Genomic DNA, 18,927 nt, shown 5'->3' with positions numbered 1-18,927 from the left:
GGCTTTGGTGATTTTGAAGCGGTCGTCGATGCGGCGTCCAACCACCCACACAACCTGCTTGCCGCTGTAGAGTATCCAGGTGGCTTCTTTCTCGGGAATCGATAGTTTTTCGTCGATAAAAAAGTCGCTTAGCTTTTTCAGGCCGGTCATGCCCAGCGGGGAGAAATATTCGCCCTGCTCCCACTTTTTCAGGATGAGCGGGAATTGCAGGCGGTCAAAATCGAGGTCGGCCACCTTCGGGTCGGTCGAAAACCGGAAGGCCGGGCTTTTGGCCAGAATTTCAAAGGTGAGCGGAATGGGCTCGCTGATTTCCAGGCAATCCTCCTCAATATAATAGCGGGACTCCATCGGGGCACTTAACCCGGTCAGGATCAGGTCGCCGCGATCTTTCACCAGGCGATGGGTTTTGCTGAAAAAGCTTTTCCCGGAATCACCCGTCAGGACATCCGCAATTTCCTGAACCTGTTCAACATTAAAACCGTAGGGATGAAAAAGCTCGAACAACAAGCTCAATTGGGGATACAGCGTTTTCAACTTCTCTACCGGGAACCGGACCAGCCCGTCTTCTTCCCGGGCCACCGCTTGCAGGATTTCATCCAGTTTTTGCTGGTAAACCTCGCGGGTATCTTTCAGGATAGCGGCAGTTCTGGCGGCATTTCGCCGGAAGGCCGGGTTCAGCTGCTCAAATTGGGGGATCAGCTGGTGGCGGATGATGTTCCGCTGATACAGTAGCTCGTCGTTGCTCGAATCGTTTTTATAGTCGATGTGTCGGGCAGCGGCATATTCGAGGATTTGCTGGCGGCTGGCAAACAGCAACGGGCGCACTACACTGCCGTTTTTTGCCTGGATGCCGGTGAGCCCGCGAATGCCGGTCCCCCGGCTCAGGTTGATCAGCATAGTCTCAATCAGATCGTCCTGGTGATGGGCCGTGGCCACATAATCAAATGAAAGTTCATCCAGCAACTGATGGAACCAATCGTAACGCAGCTGCCGGGCAGCCATTTCGATGGAAACCCCTTCCTGGTCGGCATATTCGCGGGTGTCGAAATGTTTCACGTACAACTCCAGTCCGTGTTCGCCGCAGTAATCGCGAAGGAAGACCTCCTCACTGTCCGACTCCACGCCACGCAGACGGAAATTGCAGTGCGCCACCACAAAATCGAAACCCGCCTGTTGGAACAACGCGAGCATGACCATAGAATCGGCACCGCCACTGACGGCCAGTACCACCTTATCGGTTGGCACGAGCAGGTTTTCATCCCGGATGTATGATTGAAAAGCTTCGAGCATTTAGTTGGCAACTACTTTTTGTGCAATGCGAATGATCACTTCTACGGCCTTTTTCATGGAGCTGACCGGCACATATTCGTACGGTCCGTGAAAATTGTGACCGCCTGCAAAAATATTGGGGCATGGCAGACCCATAAACGAGAGCCGCGCGCCATCGGTACCTCCGCGAATGGCCCGGATAATCGGCTCCACGCCCACCTCGCACATGGCTTCTTCAGCCAGGTCAACCACATGCTTCACCGGCTCCACCTTTTCGCGCATGTTGTAATACTGGTCTTCCATGTCGAGCTGAACGGTGCTGTCGCCAAACTCGTCATTCAGAAACAGGCAGGCCTGGGTCAGCATTTCTTTACGCGAGTTGAAAAGTTTGCGGTCGTGGTCGCGAATGATGTAGGTCATCACCGTCTTTTCCACCCGCCCTTCAAACGACAGCAGGTGAAAGAAACCTTCGTACTTTTCGGTATGCTCGGGGCGTTGCTGGGGCGGCAGCAGGCTATCCAGCTTCTGCCCCACGTGGATAGCGTTGATCATCTTATTTTTGGCGGCGCCGGGGTGAACGCTACGTCCCTGGATGGTAATGGTGGCCATCGCTGCGTTGAAGTTTTCATACTCCAGCTCGCCCACTTCCCCGCCATCGAGCGTGTAGGCGAACTCAGCGCCAAACCTGGCCACATCGAAATGATCGGCGCCCTTGCCAATTTCCTCGTCGGGCGTAAATCCGATGCGAATCTTGCCGTGCTTGATCTCCGGGTGAGCAATCAGGTATTCCATAGCGGTAACTATTTCAGCCAAACCAGCTTTATCGTCGGCGCCCAACAAGGTATTGCCGTCAGTAGTGATGATTTCCTGACCGATATATTTTCCCAACTCGGGAAATTGGTCAGGCGAAAGGGCCACTTTCTCATTCAGCTGAATGGCGCCTCCTTCATACAAACGAATAATCGGTTTGACATTCTCGCCCGAAAAATCGGGACTGGTATCCATGTGCGCGATAAACCCGATTACCGGCGCCGGACTGTCGGTATTGGCCGGCAAGGTGGCCGTTACGTATCCATTGTTGTCTTTTTCAACTTCCTGCAAGCCAATTTGCTTGAGTTCTTCCACCAACTGATCGGCAAAAACCAGTTGCCGTCCGGTGCTCGGGAAAGTCTTGCTTTTGGGGTCGGAAGTGGTGTATTCTTTGGCGTACCGGATAAACCGTTCAACTACTTTTTCCATCATTTTATATATCGTCTGAATTAAATTTAAAACCAACGCGTTTGCCTGTTTGCATTTTGGAATAACTGATTTCCTCGCGCATTTGTTCCACCGAAGCAATTTTCACCTGGTCGTACGGAGGCACCAGCAGGTCGAACTCAATGGCATAACGGATGGCAGTATCGAGAATTTGCTTGATGACGTCTTTTGAAATGATATCCTTTTCAAAATCTTTCACCAACTCGCCCGACTGCCGTTTTCCTTCCACAAAGAAATGGTTCTCGCGGTTGATAAACATCCGGGCAATCAGGTAGCCCAGGTCCTGCATCCGGTTGTATTTAAACGAGTCGGACAGAAAATTGTAAATATGAATGATCCCGCAATACGAGTTCATCGGTTCCTTTTTGATGTAGTCCACCTTCCAAACCGGATGCTCTCGGTTGAACACGAACACGTTGGAGTGCATACTGAACAGCAACATGTCGGCAGCCAGCCGGAACTCGGCTTCAAAAGGGCCTTTTTCGTGAAAGGTAGGCAACGCGTCATCGTGGATACGCCCTTTCAGTGCCGTGTGGTATTCGTCAACCAACTCTTTCAGGGCCTCTTTCAACAGGTTAAAAGCTGCCAGCGTGTTTTGATAAACCATTTGCTTAACGTTGGATTTCAGCATGATATCCTCCAGATGGTTCGGTTTCTTAACAGAAGCATTCATACGTCTGATTTAAATAAGTAACTAACATTCAAAAAAAGGAGAACAATCAGGATGCGCTGCCGCACAACCAATCGTTCGATCTGCTGTAAAAATAAGAAAAGCAGCCAACATGGACTGCTTTTCGTTGCTATGAATAATTGTGTTAATAAGCAAGCGCAAACAAAACCCGGCGGTTGGAAGGTTTTCCCGAGTATATGCAAGTACCTTCTTCCATCTCGCCGTCAAACGGAAGGCAGCGAATAGTGGCTTTGGTTTCTTCTTTGATCCGTTGTTCGGTTTCGGAAGAGCCGTCCCAATGGGCCAATACAAAACCGCCTTTGTTTTTCAATACTTCTTTGAATTCGTCGTACGAATCTACTTTGGTCGTATTTGCCGTCCTGAAATCGAAAGCCTTTTGGTAAATGTTTTTCTGAATCTCATCCAACAAATCGGCCACATATTGGTCGATATTTTCAAGTTGGGCCACTTCTTTGGTGAGCGTATCGCGGCGGGCAACTTCCACAGTCCCGTTTTCGAGGTCGCGCGGGCCTAAAGCCAACCGCACCGGGACGCCTTTCAGTTCGTATTCGGCAAATTTCCAGCCTGGCTTTTTATTATCGGAATTATCGTATTTTACACTGATGCCCCGGGCTTTCAGCTTGGCAACCACTTCGGCAACCTTGGCGTCAATCGTGGCCAACTGTTCTTCGCTGCGGTAAATCGGCACAATCACGACTTGGTAAGGCGCCAATTTTGGCGGAAGCACCAAGCCATTATCGTCAGAATGAGCCATAATCAAAGCGCCCAGCAAGCGGGTAGAAACGCCCCAGCTGGTAGCCCAAACAAAATCTTCCTTGCCTTCTTTGGTTGCAAAACGCACGTCAAAAGCTTTGGCAAAATTTTGCCCTAAGAAATGCGAAGTGCCCGACTGCAGCGCTTTTCCGTCCTGCATCAAGGCTTCAATGGTGTAAGTTTCGAGGGCGCCGGCAAAACGCTCATTGGCCGACTTGGCCCCTTTGATGACCGGAACAGCCATGAAATTTTCAGCAAAATCGGCATACACGTTAATCATGCGTTCGGTTTCTTCCATCGCTTCGACCATGGTAGCGTGAGCGGTGTGACCTTCCTGCCACAAAAACTCGGCCGTACGCAAAAACAAACGGGTACGCATTTCCCAACGAACCACATTGGCCCATTGGTTACAAAGAATAGGCAGGTCGCGATAGGATTGAATCCAGTTTTTATAGGTATTCCAGATAATTGTTTCCGAAGTTGGCCGGACAATCAGTTCCTCCTCCAGTTTGGCATCGGGATCAACCACAACACCTTTCCCGTCCGGGCTGTTTTTTAAGCGGTAATGGGTAACAACGGCACACTCTTTGGCAAAGCCTTCTACGTGGTCGGCTTCCTTGCTCAAAAACGATTTGGGAATGAAAAGCGGGAAATAGGCATTCACATGGCCGGTTTCCTTGAACATACGGTCCAATTCGGCCTGCATTTTTTCCCAAATGGCATAGCCGTAGGGCTTAATCACCATACAGCCGCGAACAGCTGAATTCTCGGCCAAATCAGCCTTTACCACCAGGTCGTTGTACCATTGCGAGTAATTTTCACTTCTCGAAGTTAATTCTTTCGCCATCTCTTTTGTTTTGGTATGGTATTTGCTTCTTTTGTATTGATTTTTGAAGCTACAAAGTAAATAAATTTATTCATAAAAGACACAGGAGGTTTAGTCATGAAATCAAAAGTTACCATCATCTCGGCATTGGCACTTTTACTGGGTGCCTGCACAACCGGGACATACGTAACAGACAGGTACGATGATATCTACTTTACGCCCGGTGATGTTCCGCCTCCGGTTGTTGCCCCTCGTGCTACAGTTGATCGTTCGGCACAAAGCCCGGGTTCAAACCAAATGATTATCAGCGAATACGACGAAAGCACCGAAGACACAAACACCCTGAAAAACTATGTTTTCGAGAGTGACGATCCTTCGGCTGACGCCCATTTGTATGATATGGAAGGCATGGAGTTGGTCGAATCGGATACACTGATGTATGAAAACGACGGTGACATCAACTATGTGATCAACAACTACTACGATGCGGACGATATCGACTTTGCCTACCGGATCAACCGGTTCCACCGTTTCGGATACTACGATCCGTTCTACTGGGACAGCTGGTATTACGATCCGTTTTATTCCCCGTACTATTCGTGGGGCTACTATGGTTATTACAGCCCGTGGTATTATAGCTCCTGGTACAGTCCGTACTTCAGTTTCGGACTTAGCTGGCATTATCCGTACAGCTATTGGGGAAGTTCATATTACTGGGGAAGCCCGTATTACTATTCATACTGGCCGCACAACCACTATGGCTATTACAACAGCGATGATTTTCACTACGGACATCGCCGCTCGTCATACGGTAATGTTGTGAACAGCAGCTATGGCAGCCGAAACGGAAACAATACCGCCGTTTCGCGTTCGTCGATCTCCACCAGACAGCCGTCAACCGGCGTAGCACAAACATCGGGCAGCGCGCGCAGAACATCGGTGGGCACATCAACCAGTTCGGCAACCACCCGAAGTGCAACTGTTTTGGAAAAACGTCGTAAAACTTCGCCAACAGCTGTTAGCACCACCGGACGAAGAAGTGTTTCCTCAACCGGAACAACCACGGGAACCCGATCGGCAACAGCAACGCAGGGACGCACGCAAACCCCGGTTGTCCGCTCAACCACAAGCAGCACAACGGAAAGAAGGGCCGTTTCAACATCAACAAACACGGGGGTTCGCTACCAAACCCAGCCGACCCAACGCAACGGATACACGCCAAGCTACAGCAAACCGCGCACGGTAACCCGTTCAACCTATAACAACAGTTACAATTCGTCAGGTTCTTCATACAGCAAACCTGCGACAACGACCAGACCAAGCGGTACGACCAACCGTAGCACTTACCGTTCGGGATCTTCGTACAACACAGGGTCGAGCAAAAGTGTACAAACCAGAACATACACCGCTCCAACCCGAAGCAGCAGTAGCTACAGTGCGCCCAGCAGCAGCGGAAGTTCACGAAGCTACAGCACGCCCAGCAGCAGTGGCAGTAGCCGTTCATCGGGTAGCAGCTCGTCGGGAAGCAGTTCACGTAGCAGCGGAAGCGGACGCAGATAATGAAATAGCTTATTCACCAGCTATAGGAATGTTTAACTTAACAGATCAACAGCCATGAAAAAGATTCAATATATTATCGTTCTACTATTCATCAGCACAACGGTATTCGGTCAGAATATGGTAGATGCGCTGCGTCTTTCCGACTACCGGCTGCAAGGGACTGCCCGCGCCACAGCCATGGGGAATGCCTTTGGCGCACTGGGAGGCGATTTTACCTCGGCCAGTATTAACCCGGCCGGAATCGGCCTTTACCGCAGCAGCGAGTTTGTGGTAACGCCCATGTTCGGTAAAACCGACGTGGATGGTTCCTACCTGGGCCGTACCATGGCCGAATCAAAATACAACATCAGCATCCCGAACCTGGGCTATGTGGCCAACTTCAACTCAAACCCAAATAGCACGAGCGGATTGGTTAGCGTCAGCTTTGGAGTCGGTTACAACCGGTTGAATAACTATAACGTGGAAAAATTGGTAGAAGGTCATAATGCTACTTCATCCCTATTGGATCTATTTACGCTGAATGCTGATGGTTATGCACCATCGCAACTGGATGCTTATTACGAACAAATGGCAGCTTATGATAACGCAACTGGTATTGGTACCGATCTGATTTACAGCGACGAAAGCAATGTTTATGCCCATGATATGCAACGGTATCCCTATACCGATGATTTTACCAACTACGAGCACAGCCAACGCAAAACCTTTTCGCAACGTGGAAGCGTAGATGAATTTGTTCTTTCGCTTGCCGCCAACTTCAACCACAAGTTTTACCTGGGGGCAACCGTTGGTATCCACGATGTTTATTTCAAAGAAAACACCAGCTTGTATGAATACGATATCAATTATGGCGGAACACAACTGGACACGTATCTGAATGATTATGCTTTCAATACGTATTTGCGAACTACCGGGACCGGATTCAACCTTAAACTCGGCGCTATTTTCAAACCCATCGATGCGCTTCGTTTAGGAGTTGCTTTCCACTCACCTACCTTCTACGATTTGCACGATGCTTATGACAATTCGATGGAATCCTACATTACTTATGCTGACGGCTCAGAATATTACCAAGCCTATTCACCTTATGGCGATTACGATTATAAGCTGGAGACCCCGATGAAGGCCATTTTCAGTGCAGCATACGTGATTGGCAAAGCCGGATTGATTAGCGTGGATTATGAATACGTGGATTATTCGACCATGAAATTGAGGGATGGCGGAGATGGTTACGACTTCTTCGATGAAAACCAGGATATGGAAGAAGCCTACAAAGCTGTCGGCAATTTGCACGTGGGCGCAGAATACCGGGTTACCAGCAACTTCAGCCTGCGCGGTGGCTATGAACATTATCCCAGCGCATTTAACAAAAACGCATTCGGTAGTTTCCAGCCCAACAGCGACGCCAGTACTTCAACTTATTCGGCCGGTTTTGGCTGGAAAATGAATGGCTTTTTTGTTGACATGGCCTATAAGCACAGCAGCAACGACAATAATTTAAACTTGTATGACGTACCTGCATCGGTAGCCAGTCCGTTGGCCAAATTTGAGACGATGAACGATTACATCACATTAACTTTTGGATTTAGGTTTTAAATATTCGAAGAAACGACCAGAAGGCAACCACCCTTGCACATTTTAGCAAAAAACAGATACGGAAGCAATCTTTAAAAAGGTTGCTTTCTTTGTAAGCACCGGATTTTTTTTCAACAATTGACAAATAATTGTTCATAAAATATTGCCCGTACCCGCTTTCTGAAAAAACGAATTGACGTAACTTGTGTAAGGATTCATATCAAACAGATGGATAACTTCAAACAGATAGATTATAAGAGGTCGCTGGAGATTTTTAAAAAGGCGGAACTGACCGGAAGACGGCTGAAACTGGGGGATTTTAAAACCTCTAAATGGCTGCAGAAGGAAAACATCAGCCTGGAGGCCGTCAAAGGAATTTCGCAACAGTATCCTGATCTTCGGATTTGTATCATTGGTGAAGGAGAGGCCGAAGGTTTCTACATTTATTCCCAAAAACAAGAAACTTGTCTTAAATTTGAGGCTGCATTAATAGAAATGAAATAGCCTTACCGTATGCTAACAGATCCCATAGCCCAAGGAATCCACGATTATCATTTCAAACGGGAAAACACTCCGGTGTTGATTCATGCTGAGGGCTTTGATACCGATGAAGTTTTGCCATCGTATTTCTTTCGTTCGTATCACGACATGCCTGTTTTGGAAAAAAGTGCGCTGCAATTGGCCAGGGGTACCGTATTGGACGTGGGCGCCTGCGCCGGATGCCATTCAGTTTATCTGCAAGAAAAAGGATTTGAGGTTTACTCGCTCGAACGTTCGCAAGTAAGTTGCCAGGTACTGAACAACCGCCAACTGAAGCATGTCATCCATTCCGATCTGTTCCAATACAACGAAAGACAATTTGATACCCTCTTGTTGCTGATGAACGGAACCGGCATTGCCGGAACCCTCAGCAAGCTGGATGCATTTTTGCAGCACCTGCAATCACTGCTTGTCCCGGGTGGCCAAATCCTGATTGATTCATCCGATCTGGTTTACCTTTACATGGACGAAGATGGCTCGGCCCAACTCGATCTGAATGCAGACCATTACTATGGCGAATTGATCTACCAAACCGAATATAAAAAGCAAAAAGGCCAACCGTTCCCTTGGTTGTATGTTGACCCGGATACGTTGGCTGAAAAAGCGATTCAAAATAAATTGAAAGTTGACCGGCTGATCAAAGGCGAACACTTTGACTACCTGGCCATCCTAAAACACCAATAATAAATGAAAGCAGTTACCTACAGAAAACTTACCGCAGAAGAAATACAGGCCCTGGCAGCCAATAACTGCAGTTCCGAAAATTGGGAAACCATTCTTGTTACCGACGAATTTAATCCCGCCCGTTTCATTAGCAGCCGTTTCAGCGGTCAGGTCAGCCTCGGCCCGCAAACCGGTCAAATCAGCTTATTTGGCGGGGTAAAAAAGGACTGTGGCATTTACTATGCGCACATCCACAATTGCAGCATTGGCACAGATGTATACATCAACCACATCAAAAACTACATTGCCAACTATCGCATTGAAGACCATGTCATTATCGACAACACGGATATTTGTGCCGTAGAAGGCACTTGCTCCTTTGGCAATGGCTTTAAGGTTGAAGTATTGGATGAAACGGGCGGTCGGAAGGTGGCCATTTACGACAAGTTATCGGCCCACCTGGCCTACATCATGGCTTTCTACAAGCACCGGCACTCAACCATCCAAAAATTGGAAGAACTGATACAAGACTATACCGAAAAAATCAAATCGGCACAGGGAGTTATTGGCGAACACACCCAAATCTTCAATTGCCGTGAAATCCGTAATGTGAAGATAGGCCCCTACACCGAAATCAGCGGAGCAAGCACCCTGAAAAACGGATCATTAAACAGCACCCGGGAAGCTCCTGTAAAAATCGGACCCGAAGCTATTTTGAAAAACTTCATCGTATCATCCGGCTCGGAAGTGTCAGACGGGGCCATTGTGTCCAACTGTTTTATCGGCCAGGGATGTGTACTCAGCTCGCAATATTCGGCACAAAACTCGTTGTTTTTTGCCAACTGCCAGGGATTTCACGGTGAGGCCTGTGCTGTATTTGCCGGCCCCTACACCGTCACCCACCACAAATCGACCTTGCTGATTGCCGGGATGTTCTCGTTTTGCAACGCGGGCAGCGGCTCCAACCAGAGTAACCACATGTACAAACTGGGGCCGATCCACCACGGCATTGTCGAGCGCGGGTCAAAAACCACCAGCGACTCCTATCTGCTGTGGCCAGCCAAAATTGGCGCTTTCACCTTGGTGATGGGCCGTCACTATAAAAATTCGGACACCTCGAACATGCCGTTTTCTTATTTAATTGAAAACAAAGATGAAAGCTGGCTGGCTCCCGGTGTTAACCTGAAAAGCGTGGGTACGATCCGTGATGTGATGAAGTGGCCTCGCCGCGACCGACGCACCGATCCCAATAAAATGGACTGCATCAACTTCAACTTGCTCAGCCCGTTCACCATCCGGAAAATGGCCAATGCCATCGAAATCCTTCACCAAATCAAGCAAATTTCGGGCGAAACCACCGAGGTATTTTCGTACAACAACACCAAAATCAGGCAGGATGCCCTAAAACGGGGGCTGACCCTGTACCACATGGCCATCATGAAATTCATCGGCAACTCCATCATCACCCGGCTGAACAAGTGCCAACTCCATTCGCCTGAAAATGTCTCGGATTGCCTGAAAGCACAAAGCCAAACCGGCCAGGGCGACTGGATTGACCTGGCAGGCCTGATTGCGCCAAAAACCGAGATCATCCGGTTACTTACGCTGGTTGAAGAGGGAAAAATTGACAAGCTCGAAGATATCGAGCGGTTTTTCAATGAATTACATGCCCATTATTACGAATATGAGTGGAACTGGACGGCTGACTTTATCAGTTCGTACCTGAAAAAACCAGTTACCGAATTTACCGTTGACGAACTGATTGCCATTATAAATGAATGGCGCGAAAGTGTGGTACAGATTGACCGCATGCTTTACGAAGACGCCAAGAAGGAGTTCCGCATGGATGCCATGACCGGTTTTGGTATCGACGGTGACCAACGAATCAAACAACTCGACTTTGAAAAGGTGAGAGGTCGCTTTGAGGACAACGATTTTGTAAAAGAAATCCTGAACCATATCGAACGGAAAACAGACCTGGGTAGCCGGGTCATTCAGCAATTACAAGAATCACAAAAAACAGAAGCAATATGAGACTGATCATACAAAACAATTACCAGGAATTGTCGAAATGGACGGCCAATTACATTGCCCGGAAAATTCAGCTGGCCAATCCAACCGAAGAAAAACCCTTCCTTCTGGGTCTGCCCACCGGCTCATCCCCACTCGGAGTTTACCGCGAGTTGATCAACCTTAACCAAGAGGGGCTTGTTAGTTTCAAGCACGTGATCACCTTCAACATGGATGAATACGTGGGAATCCCCAAAGATCACCCGCAGAGTTACCACACATTTATGTGGGAAAACTTTCTCAGCCACATCGATATTCAACCGGAGAATGTCAATATACTGAACGGTAACCCGGCAGATTTGAAAGAAGAATGTGCCCGTTACGAACAAAAAATGAAAGACCTGGGCGGGATAGACCTGTTTCTGGGCGGCATTGGTCCCGACGGACATATTGCCTTCAATGAGCCGGGATCGTCACTGGCCTCGCGCACCCGCGATAAAGAACTGAATTACGACACGATTGTGGCCAACTCCCGCTTTTTCAACAACGATGTGAACCAGGTACCCAAACTGGCCCTAACAGTTGGCGTGGCTACCATCCTAGATGCCAAAGAAGTGGTCATCATCGTTAACGGACTGGGCAAAGCCCGTGCCCTGAAACATGCCGTGGAAGAAGGTGTGAACCACATGTGGACCATCAGCGCCCTGCAACTGCACCCGCGTGGCATGATTGTATGCGACGAACATGCCACCTACGAGTTGAAAGTAGGTACCTACAAACATTTCAAATCGATTGAAGAAAACAACCTGGATGCCGGAAATCTCCTGAACACCGATTTGATCTGGTAAAAATTGCCTGTGAAGCCCGTCGTTTTCCTGCACGAAAACTTCGTATAATTAAAAAGCCACCATCCGAAAGGACAGTGGCTTTTGCTTTATGCGAAAATGGTTTTTTATTCTTCCGAACCGAAATTCATGGCTGCATGACGCTTGTACGAAGCATAACGCCATTTGGCATTTTCTTCGGACGCGGCGAACAGTTCGGCAGCTTGTTCCGGGAACGACTTCTTCAGGGAAGTATAGCGTACTTCACCGTTCAGGAATTCCTGGAATTTGCTCCAATCAGGTTCTTTTGAATCCAATTCAAACGGATTTTTGCCTTCGGCTTCCAACAATGGGTTGTAACGGAACAATGACCAGTAACCGGATTCCACAGCACGTTTTTCTTCGTCCTGCGATTTACCCATGCTGGCGCGCAAACCGTGGTTGATACATGGCGAGTAGGCAATGATCAATGACGGGCCGGGATATGCTTCGGCTTCGCGCAGGGCTTTCAGGTATTGAGCTTGGTTTGCGCCCATAGCCACCTGGGCTACATACACATAACCATATGTCATGGCCATCAGACCCAAATCCTTCTTACGGATCTTTTTACCCGAAGAAGCAAATTTGGCCACAGCGCCCACCGGAGTCGATTTGGAAGCCTGACCACCAGTGTTCGAGTAAACTTCGGTATCCATTACCAGTACGTTTACATCTTCGCCAGAAGCCAAAACGTGATCCAAACCTCCGTAACCGATGTCGTAAGCCCAACCGTCGCCACCAAAAATCCACACGGATTTTTTCACCAGGTATTTTTTCAGGCTCAGGATGTCTTTGGCATATTGGCCATCTTTTCCTTCCAGAACGGCCAGTACGTTGGCAGAAGCAGCCTTCGAAGCTTCGGCATTGTCTTTACCTTCAATCCAGGCGGTAAACGCTTCTTTTTCAGCATCACTGATTCCATTTTGCAATTCAGCTTTCATAATGGCTTCAATGCGGTCGCGTTGAGCATTCACACCTTCGGCCATACCGAAACCGTATTCAGCGTTGTCTTCGAACAATGAGTTGGCCCAAGCCGGTCCTTGTCCGCTTTCTTTATGCTTGCAGTACGGAGTTGCAGGAGCTGAACCACCATAGATGGACGAACAGCCAGTAGCATTGGCCACCATCATGCGTTCGCCGTAAAGCTGGGTAATCAGTTTTACATACGGAGTTTCACCGCAACCGGCACAAGCGCCCGAGAACTCAAACAAAGGCTGTGCAAACTGCGAGTTTTTCACCGACTTGAATTTGTCAACAACAGCTTCTTTGTAAGTCACATTTTTATCCATATAATCCCAGCGGGCAACTTCAGCTTCCTGAGAACCCAGAGATTTCATGACCAGCGCCTTTTCTTTCGACGGACAAACATCGGCACAGTTACCGCAACCGGTACAGTCGAGTACCGAAACCTGGATACGGAATGACAGGTCGGGGAATTGTTTAGTCGGAGTAGCTACGCGGGTTTCTGTTCCTTCGGGAGCGTTTGCTTTTTCGGCTTCGGTCAACAGGAACGGACGGATAGCAGCATGAGGACAAACGTATGCACACTGGTTACACTGGATACAGTTGTCTGCTTGCCATTCGGGAACATTTACGGCGATACCGCGTTTTTCGAAGGCCGATGTACCTTGCTCAAACGTACCGTCTTCGTAACCAACGAATGTTGATACCGGAAGATCGTTCCCTTTTTGGGCATTGATCACATCCACAAATTTGCTGATGTAATCCGGACGGTCAGTTGCAGCAACTTCCTCTTCCAGTTTGATATTTTTCCAATCAGCAGGAACTTCAACTTTCACCACGTTTACCCCACCGGCTTCAACAGCGGCGAAGTTCATGTTAACGATTTTCTCACCTTTGTTTCCGTATGATTTTACGATGGCTTTTTTCATTTGCTCAACAGCCAGATCGTAAGGAATAACATTGGTAATTTTGAAGAAAGCCGATTGCATGATGGTATTGGTACGGGTTCCCAAACCAAGCTCTTCACCCAGTTTTGTACCATTGATGATGTAGAAGTTGATTTCGTTCTTTGCCAGGTAACGCTTCATATTATCCGGCAAACGTTTTTTGGTTTCTTCTTCATCCCAGATTGAGTTCAGCAGGAATGAACCACCTTTTTTCAGACCTTTCAACACATCATATAAATTGACATATGCAGGGACGTGGCAAGCCACAAAGTCGGGAGTAGTTACAAAATAAGTTGAACGAATTTGGCTGTCTCCGAAACGCAGGTGTGAACACGTAAAACCACCTGATTTTTTCGAGTCGTACTCGAAATAACCCTGACAGAATTTATCGGTTGTTTCGCCAATGATTTTGATCGAGTTTTTGTTGGCGCCAACGGTACCATCCGAACCCAAACCGTAGAATTTAGCTTCGTAAATGCTTTCGTCCGAAATTTTGATTTCTTCCTTCAGCGGCAGTGATTTGAAAGTCACGTCATCCACAATACCCAGGGTGAAACCGTTTTTCGGTTCGTTCATGGCCAGGTTTTCGTAAACGGCCAGAATCTGTGACGGAGTAGTGTCTTTCGATCCCAAACCAAAACGTCCGCCAACGATCAGAGGCGCATTCTCTTTACCATAGAACAGATCTTTCACATCCAGGTACAATGGTTCGCCGTTTGCTCCCGGCTCTTTGCTGCGATCAAGCACGCAAATACGTTTTACGCTCTTTGGCAAAACATTCATAAAATATTTCGCACTGAACGGACGATACAGGTGAACAGCCAGCAAACCAACTTTCTTCCCTTGAGAAGCCAAATAGTCGATGGTTTCCTTGATGGTTTCGGTTACCGACCCCATAGCCACAATGATGTTTTCAGCATCCGGTGCACCATAGTAGTCGAACGGATGATATTCGCGGCCTGTCAGTTTGGTGATTTCCTGCATGTACGACTCCACGATATCGGGAACGGCATCGTAGAATGGGTTGGCTGCTTCTTTGGCCTGGAAGAAAATATCCGGGTTTTGAGCTGTACCGCGGGTCACCGGATTTTCAGGATTAAGCGCACGGTTGCGGAAATTGGCCAACGCTTCCTGGTCAATCAATGGCAGATAAGCTTCTTTGTCGAGGTACTCAATTTTTTGGATCTCGTGCGAGGTACGGAAACCGTCGAAGAACGACAGGAACGGAACGCGCGATTTCAGGGTAGCCAGGTGGGCAACACCGGCCAGGTCCATTTCTTCCTGTACCGAACCGGCAGCCAACATGGCAAATCCGGTTTGACGGCAAGCGTAAACGTCGGAGTGATCACCAAAAATGGAAAGTGCGTGGGCAGCCAGGGCGCGGGCACTTACGTGGAAAACAGTCGGCAGTAATTCACCGGCAATTTTGTACATGTTGGGGATCATCAGCAACAAACCTTGCGATGCGGTGTACGTTGAAGTGAGCGCACCCGATTGCAAAGCGCCGTGCACAGCACCGGCAGCACCGGCTTCACTCTGCATCTCGGCCAAACGTACCGGACGGCCAAACAAGTTGGTTTTTCCTTTTGCAGCCCATTCATCCACATACTCGGCCATGGTTGAAGATGGCGTAATGGGATAAATACAGGCAACTTCGCTAAACATGTAACTCATGTACGCGGCAGCGTAGTTTCCGTCACATGTAATGAACTTTTTTTCTTTTGCCATGTCTATTCAAGTTAATTTTAGAATTTATATTATCTCAGTTAAATCTTTCTTCCTATTCATAATTCCAGCACACCAACTCTCCCTTTTGACTTTTCCCTAACCACTAATATAAAAAACCAAACAGCCACAAGGGAATTATGTGCCCCTTCCCTTCCTCAATCATATCGGCTGCTGCGAAACTGCTTTCATTAAACGGCTCGGTATATTTACCGCCAATCGAAAAATGATAGTTGCCAGCCACTTTAAAATCGGCCAGGGCCGAACTCTTTACTTCATATTTGTAACCGACCTGGTTGTAAAAAAACGTCGTGCGCAGATTTCGGTTATTGATATTTTCCGGATCAACAGCGTACAGAATATTGGTATTGTGAGCATACACCAAGTCGGGTTTTTTCTGCTGGTCTTCTCCCCCGTTCGAAAAAAGCAAATTAATCAGGCGCGCATTTTTCAGGTACCGCAGGTAATTCATAATAGTAGCGCGCGAGGTTTCCACGTCTGTGCTTATTTTACTTACATTCGGCGAAAAAGGTACCTGACTGCAAATGATTTGCAACAGTTTCCTGAGCTTTGGCAAATACTTCAACTCAATCTGGTTCAGATAAGTTACATCGATCTCAAGCGCCAGGTTGACGTGTTTCAGCAGGGTTTCGCTGTAAAAAGACTTGCTGTTTAAAAAGTATGGATAATAACCGGTTTGAAGGTACTCATTAAAATATGCGAGGGGCTTCACTTTTTCGGTGATTTCGGCGGCGATAGCCACATGATTGGCGATCAACTCATCCAGCTGATATTTCCGGAACTGAAACGACCCTTTAAAATTCAGGTACTCGCGAAACGACAATCCTTCGAGGTGATACACCTGGGCAATTCCCTGCAGGTTTTCGTGCCCCTCGATGACACGCAGCACCGGCGACGCCGAAAAAATGACCTGTAATTCGGGAAAACTGTCGTAACAAATCCTCAACTCATCGGCCCAGTCGGGGTATTTATGAATTTGGTCGAGAATCAGTACTTTGCCGCCCTTCTTGTAGAACTCGTCGGCAAAATTTACGATTTTACGTTTGGTGAAATAGAAATTGTTCAGGTTGACATACAAACAGGATCTGTCGTCGGCGTATTTTTCCTTTACCAAATCCAGCAAAAAAGTGGTTTTGCCAACCCCGCGGAAACCTTTGATGCAGATCAGCCGCTGCGACCAATCAATCTCGTCGAGCAATTCCCGCCGGATAGATTCACGTGGGTTCTCCACCAGCGTTTGATGTATTTGCACCAGATTTTCCATTGTTCACCTTTATTCTGCAAACAAAAGTAAACAGGAAAGTGGATTTTTTGCTATCCAGAGATAACAATTTATACCCGAAATTGTAATTTATAATTAATAAAAATAAGGATTAACCCAATTTACGGGCATGCGATCCGAGAATGATCATAGAGGGCATAGGCGGGTCATTCCGAGTGAGAAATTCCGCTACTTCACCTAAATTAGTTGTAAATATTTGTTGATCCGGATGCCCTACCCGGCTCACGATTTGCAGCGGAATCTCCGGCGACACCCCCCGGTTGCGGAGTTCATCGGACAAATACGCCAGGCTTTTCAATCCCATATATACCATCACCGGGGCATGGGTGTTGAGCACCGAGGCCACCACTTCAATATCGTCGAACCCGCCATCGCGCTTGTGCCCGGTATAAAACAGCGCCATGCTATTTACGCCCCGCAAGGTAACCGGAATGTGGAAACAGGTAGCTGCTGCCAGGCCGGCCGTGATGCCGGGTACCACTTCCACTTGCAGGCCTTCGGAAAGGCAAAACTCCAGCTCTTCGGCGCCGCGGCCAAAAATGAACGGATCACCGGCTTTCAGTCGCACTACCTTGTTCCCAGCCAGGGCAAATTCCTTCAACTGTCGATGAATGTTGTCCTGCCGTTCGGTTTGGTGCTGACCGTCCTGGTAATGTTTTCCGGCGTAAATTTTCCGGCAAACAGGAGCAGCCAACTCCAAAATTTCATCGCCATGAAGGGCATCATACAAAATTACATTAGCCTCTTCAATACGGCGAAGCGCGCGAATGGTCAGCAACTCCGGGTCGCCCGGGCCTGCGCCTACAATGGATATGAGGTGATTATTTTGCATTTCTTTATTACAGATGCCTGATGGCACGCTCCTTACATCATGTTATACATTTATGAAAGGCCGAAACCCTTTCCTTAACACTTTTCATGCATTCCTTAACGCCGTTCTTGCACTCCTTAACACTTTTCATGCATTCCTTAAAGCCGTTCATGCATTCCTTAAGGGCGAAAACCTGTTCCTTAACATCAATTGTCCATTCCTTAGCGTTAATCTTCTGCTCCTTAAAACAAAACGACCGTTCCTTAACGACAAGCTGAGTGCCTTTTACATTCCGGCAAGCTGTTTCAGGTAATCCATCGGACTGTGATACAAAAAACTGTAGTTCAGTTGCCGGACCAGCTTTGTGCTGTTCACCATTTTATACGGTTCCGGTTCGTCGGTAAATTCCGGTGCGGGCAGGCCGGAAACAGCCGCAGCCTCTTCATAAAACTCTTTGCGTGTGGGATGTTCCGGACAACAGGCATTGAACACTTCACCCCAAGCCTCTTGCCTGATAATTTCACGAATGATGCCGATGCAATCGTCCCGGTGGATCAGGTTTACGGGTTTGGAGCCGCTCAAAGCTTCGCGCTTGCGGGTTAAGAAACGGGCCGGGTTCCGGTCGGCACCGATCAAACCGCCAAAACGCAACACGGTTGTTTTGAAAGCCGGATTGGCCAGAAGCATATGCTCGGCAGTCACCAAAGCCCTTCCCGAAGGTTTGTCGGGCAACAGTTCATCCGTCTCGGTGGCGGTTCCTTCCGTTTCGGCATAAACCGAGGTGGATGAAATAAACAACACCGTCCCTATCCCATGAGCCTCCAGCAAACCGATCAGTTGACGAATTTGCGCCGGGAATACTTCCTCAATATCCGGGACCCGACGGGGAGGAATGGATACAATAACCAGATCGGTTTCAAAAAATGATGGATCGTCCATTTCAACCGAGCCGGGGTGAAGCGCCAACCGATAGGGACTGATTCCGGCTTGCCGCAATTCGGACAGTTTTGATGAAGTGGTTACCGAGCCTTTCAGATGATAGCCTTCCTCCTGCAAAACCTTGGCAAGCGGTAATCCCAGCCAGCCACAACCTAATATGGAGATTGTCTTGCGTTTCATGTTTCAAATTTCAAGTTCCAAGTTTCAAGTTTCGGGTTTCGGGTTTTAAGTC

The 18,927-nt window shown here is 48.1% G+C and carries 14 protein-coding genes; 6 read left to right on the top strand and 8 right to left on the bottom strand.

Annotated features, from left to right (window positions below):
* From tilS to proS, 4 genes are all read right to left on the bottom strand, one after another.
* On the bottom strand, nt 1-1,290 hold a 1,290-nt coding region (gene tilS / locus N2K84_RS12690; RefSeq protein ID WP_282592196.1), incomplete at its 3' end, for a tRNA lysidine(34) synthetase TilS.
* On the bottom strand, nt 1,291-2,511 hold the full coding sequence (gene pepT / locus N2K84_RS12685) for a peptidase T (RefSeq protein WP_282592195.1): 1,221 nt from the start codon (nt 2,509-2,511) through the stop codon (nt 1,291-1,293).
* A 1-nt stretch (nt 2,512) separates the two neighbouring features.
* Nucleotides 2,513-3,199 (bottom strand): hypothetical protein, encoded by a 687-nt coding sequence (locus N2K84_RS12680; protein WP_282592194.1) that lies wholly within the window; start codon nt 3,197-3,199, stop codon nt 2,513-2,515.
* Nucleotides 3,200-3,341: 142 nt separating this feature from the next.
* Nucleotides 3,342-4,817, bottom strand: coding sequence for a proline--tRNA ligase (gene proS, locus N2K84_RS12675; protein WP_282592193.1), 1,476 nt, complete (start codon nt 4,815-4,817; stop codon nt 3,342-3,344).
* Between the two features lie 96 nt (nt 4,818-4,913).
* Here proS and N2K84_RS12670 point away from each other — a divergent pair, with 96 nt between their 5' ends.
* The 6 genes from N2K84_RS12670 (at nt 4,914) to nagB (ending at nt 11,992) form a co-directional block, all read left to right on the top strand.
* Nucleotides 4,914-6,356 (top strand): hypothetical protein, encoded by a 1,443-nt coding sequence (locus N2K84_RS12670; RefSeq protein ID WP_282592192.1) that lies wholly within the window; start codon nt 4,914-4,916, stop codon nt 6,354-6,356.
* A gap of 54 nt (nt 6,357-6,410) precedes the next feature.
* On the top strand, nt 6,411-7,952 hold the full coding sequence (locus N2K84_RS12665) for an OmpP1/FadL family transporter (RefSeq protein WP_282592191.1): 1,542 nt from the start codon (nt 6,411-6,413) through the stop codon (nt 7,950-7,952).
* Between the two features lie 207 nt (nt 7,953-8,159).
* On the top strand, nt 8,160-8,435 hold the full coding sequence (locus tag N2K84_RS12660) for a hypothetical protein (RefSeq protein WP_282592190.1): 276 nt from the start codon (nt 8,160-8,162) through the stop codon (nt 8,433-8,435).
* 9 nt (nt 8,436-8,444) lie between these two features.
* On the top strand, nt 8,445-9,155 hold the full coding sequence (locus N2K84_RS12655; protein WP_282592189.1) for a class I SAM-dependent methyltransferase: 711 nt from the start codon (nt 8,445-8,447) through the stop codon (nt 9,153-9,155).
* A 3-nt stretch (nt 9,156-9,158) separates the two neighbouring features.
* Entirely contained in the window at nt 9,159-11,168 is a 2,010-nt protein-coding gene (locus N2K84_RS12650) for a DUF4954 family protein (RefSeq protein WP_282592188.1), read from the top strand.
* Nucleotides 11,165-11,992 carry a glucosamine-6-phosphate deaminase gene (gene nagB, locus N2K84_RS12645; RefSeq protein WP_282592187.1) on the top strand — a complete coding sequence of 276 codons (828 nt, stop codon included), beginning with the start codon at nt 11,165-11,167 and terminating at the stop codon, nt 11,990-11,992. Before N2K84_RS12650 ends, nagB begins: the two co-directional genes overlap by 4 nt.
* A gap of 104 nt (nt 11,993-12,096) precedes the next feature.
* Here nagB and nifJ read toward each other — a convergent pair whose 3' ends face one another.
* From nifJ to N2K84_RS12625, 4 genes are all read right to left on the bottom strand, one after another.
* Complete coding sequence (nifJ, locus tag N2K84_RS12640; RefSeq protein WP_282592186.1) at nt 12,097-15,645, bottom strand: pyruvate:ferredoxin (flavodoxin) oxidoreductase; 3,549 nt, start codon at nt 15,643-15,645, stop codon at nt 12,097-12,099.
* A 103-nt stretch (nt 15,646-15,748) separates the two neighbouring features.
* Nucleotides 15,749-16,927 (bottom strand): ATP-binding protein, encoded by a 1,179-nt coding sequence (locus N2K84_RS12635; RefSeq protein ID WP_282592185.1) that lies wholly within the window; start codon nt 16,925-16,927, stop codon nt 15,749-15,751.
* A gap of 109 nt (nt 16,928-17,036) precedes the next feature.
* Nucleotides 17,037-17,777: a uroporphyrinogen-III C-methyltransferase gene (gene cobA / locus N2K84_RS12630; protein WP_282592184.1), complete on the bottom strand. Its 741-nt coding sequence runs from the start codon at nt 17,775-17,777 to the stop codon at nt 17,037-17,039.
* A 264-nt stretch (nt 17,778-18,041) separates the two neighbouring features.
* Nucleotides 18,042-18,875 (bottom strand): SDR family oxidoreductase, encoded by an 834-nt coding sequence (locus N2K84_RS12625; RefSeq protein ID WP_282592183.1) that lies wholly within the window; start codon nt 18,873-18,875, stop codon nt 18,042-18,044.
* Nucleotides 18,876-18,927 lie beyond the last annotated feature (52 nt).

It is taken from the genome of Gaoshiqia sediminis, from assembly GCF_025907915.1.
Classification (GTDB): domain Bacteria; phylum Bacteroidota; class Bacteroidia; order Bacteroidales; family Prolixibacteraceae; genus Gaoshiqia; species Gaoshiqia sediminis.
The sequence above is the reverse complement of the archived record's forward strand: the minus strand, read 5'-3'. Positions and strand labels throughout refer to the sequence as shown.

Bases quoted from the DNA above. Each gene is read 5' to 3' on its own strand.
- pepT (WP_282592195.1), bottom strand. From the start codon at position 2,511: ATGATGGAAAAAGTAGTTGAACGGTTTATCCGGTACGCCAAAGAATAC.
- N2K84_RS12680 (WP_282592194.1), bottom strand. From the start codon at position 3,199: ATGAATGCTTCTGTTAAGAAACCGAACCATCTGGAGGATATCATGCTG.
- proS (WP_282592193.1), bottom strand. From the start codon at position 4,817: ATGGCGAAAGAATTAACTTCGAGAAGTGAAAATTACTCGCAATGGTAC.
- N2K84_RS12670 (WP_282592192.1), top strand. From the start codon at position 4,914: ATGAAATCAAAAGTTACCATCATCTCGGCATTGGCACTTTTACTGGGT.
- N2K84_RS12665 (WP_282592191.1), top strand. From the start codon at position 6,411: ATGAAAAAGATTCAATATATTATCGTTCTACTATTCATCAGCACAACG.
- N2K84_RS12660 (WP_282592190.1), top strand. From the start codon at position 8,160: ATGGATAACTTCAAACAGATAGATTATAAGAGGTCGCTGGAGATTTTT.
- N2K84_RS12655 (WP_282592189.1), top strand. From the start codon at position 8,445: ATGCTAACAGATCCCATAGCCCAAGGAATCCACGATTATCATTTCAAA.
- N2K84_RS12650 (WP_282592188.1), top strand. From the start codon at position 9,159: ATGAAAGCAGTTACCTACAGAAAACTTACCGCAGAAGAAATACAGGCC.
- nagB (WP_282592187.1), top strand. From the start codon at position 11,165: ATGAGACTGATCATACAAAACAATTACCAGGAATTGTCGAAATGGACG.
- nifJ (WP_282592186.1), bottom strand. From the start codon at position 15,645: ATGGCAAAAGAAAAAAAGTTCATTACATGTGACGGAAACTACGCTGCC.
- N2K84_RS12635 (WP_282592185.1), bottom strand. From the start codon at position 16,927: ATGGAAAATCTGGTGCAAATACATCAAACGCTGGTGGAGAACCCACGT.
- cobA (WP_282592184.1), bottom strand. From the start codon at position 17,777: ATGCAAAATAATCACCTCATATCCATTGTAGGCGCAGGCCCGGGCGAC.
- N2K84_RS12625 (WP_282592183.1), bottom strand. From the start codon at position 18,875: ATGAAACGCAAGACAATCTCCATATTAGGTTGTGGCTGGCTGGGATTA.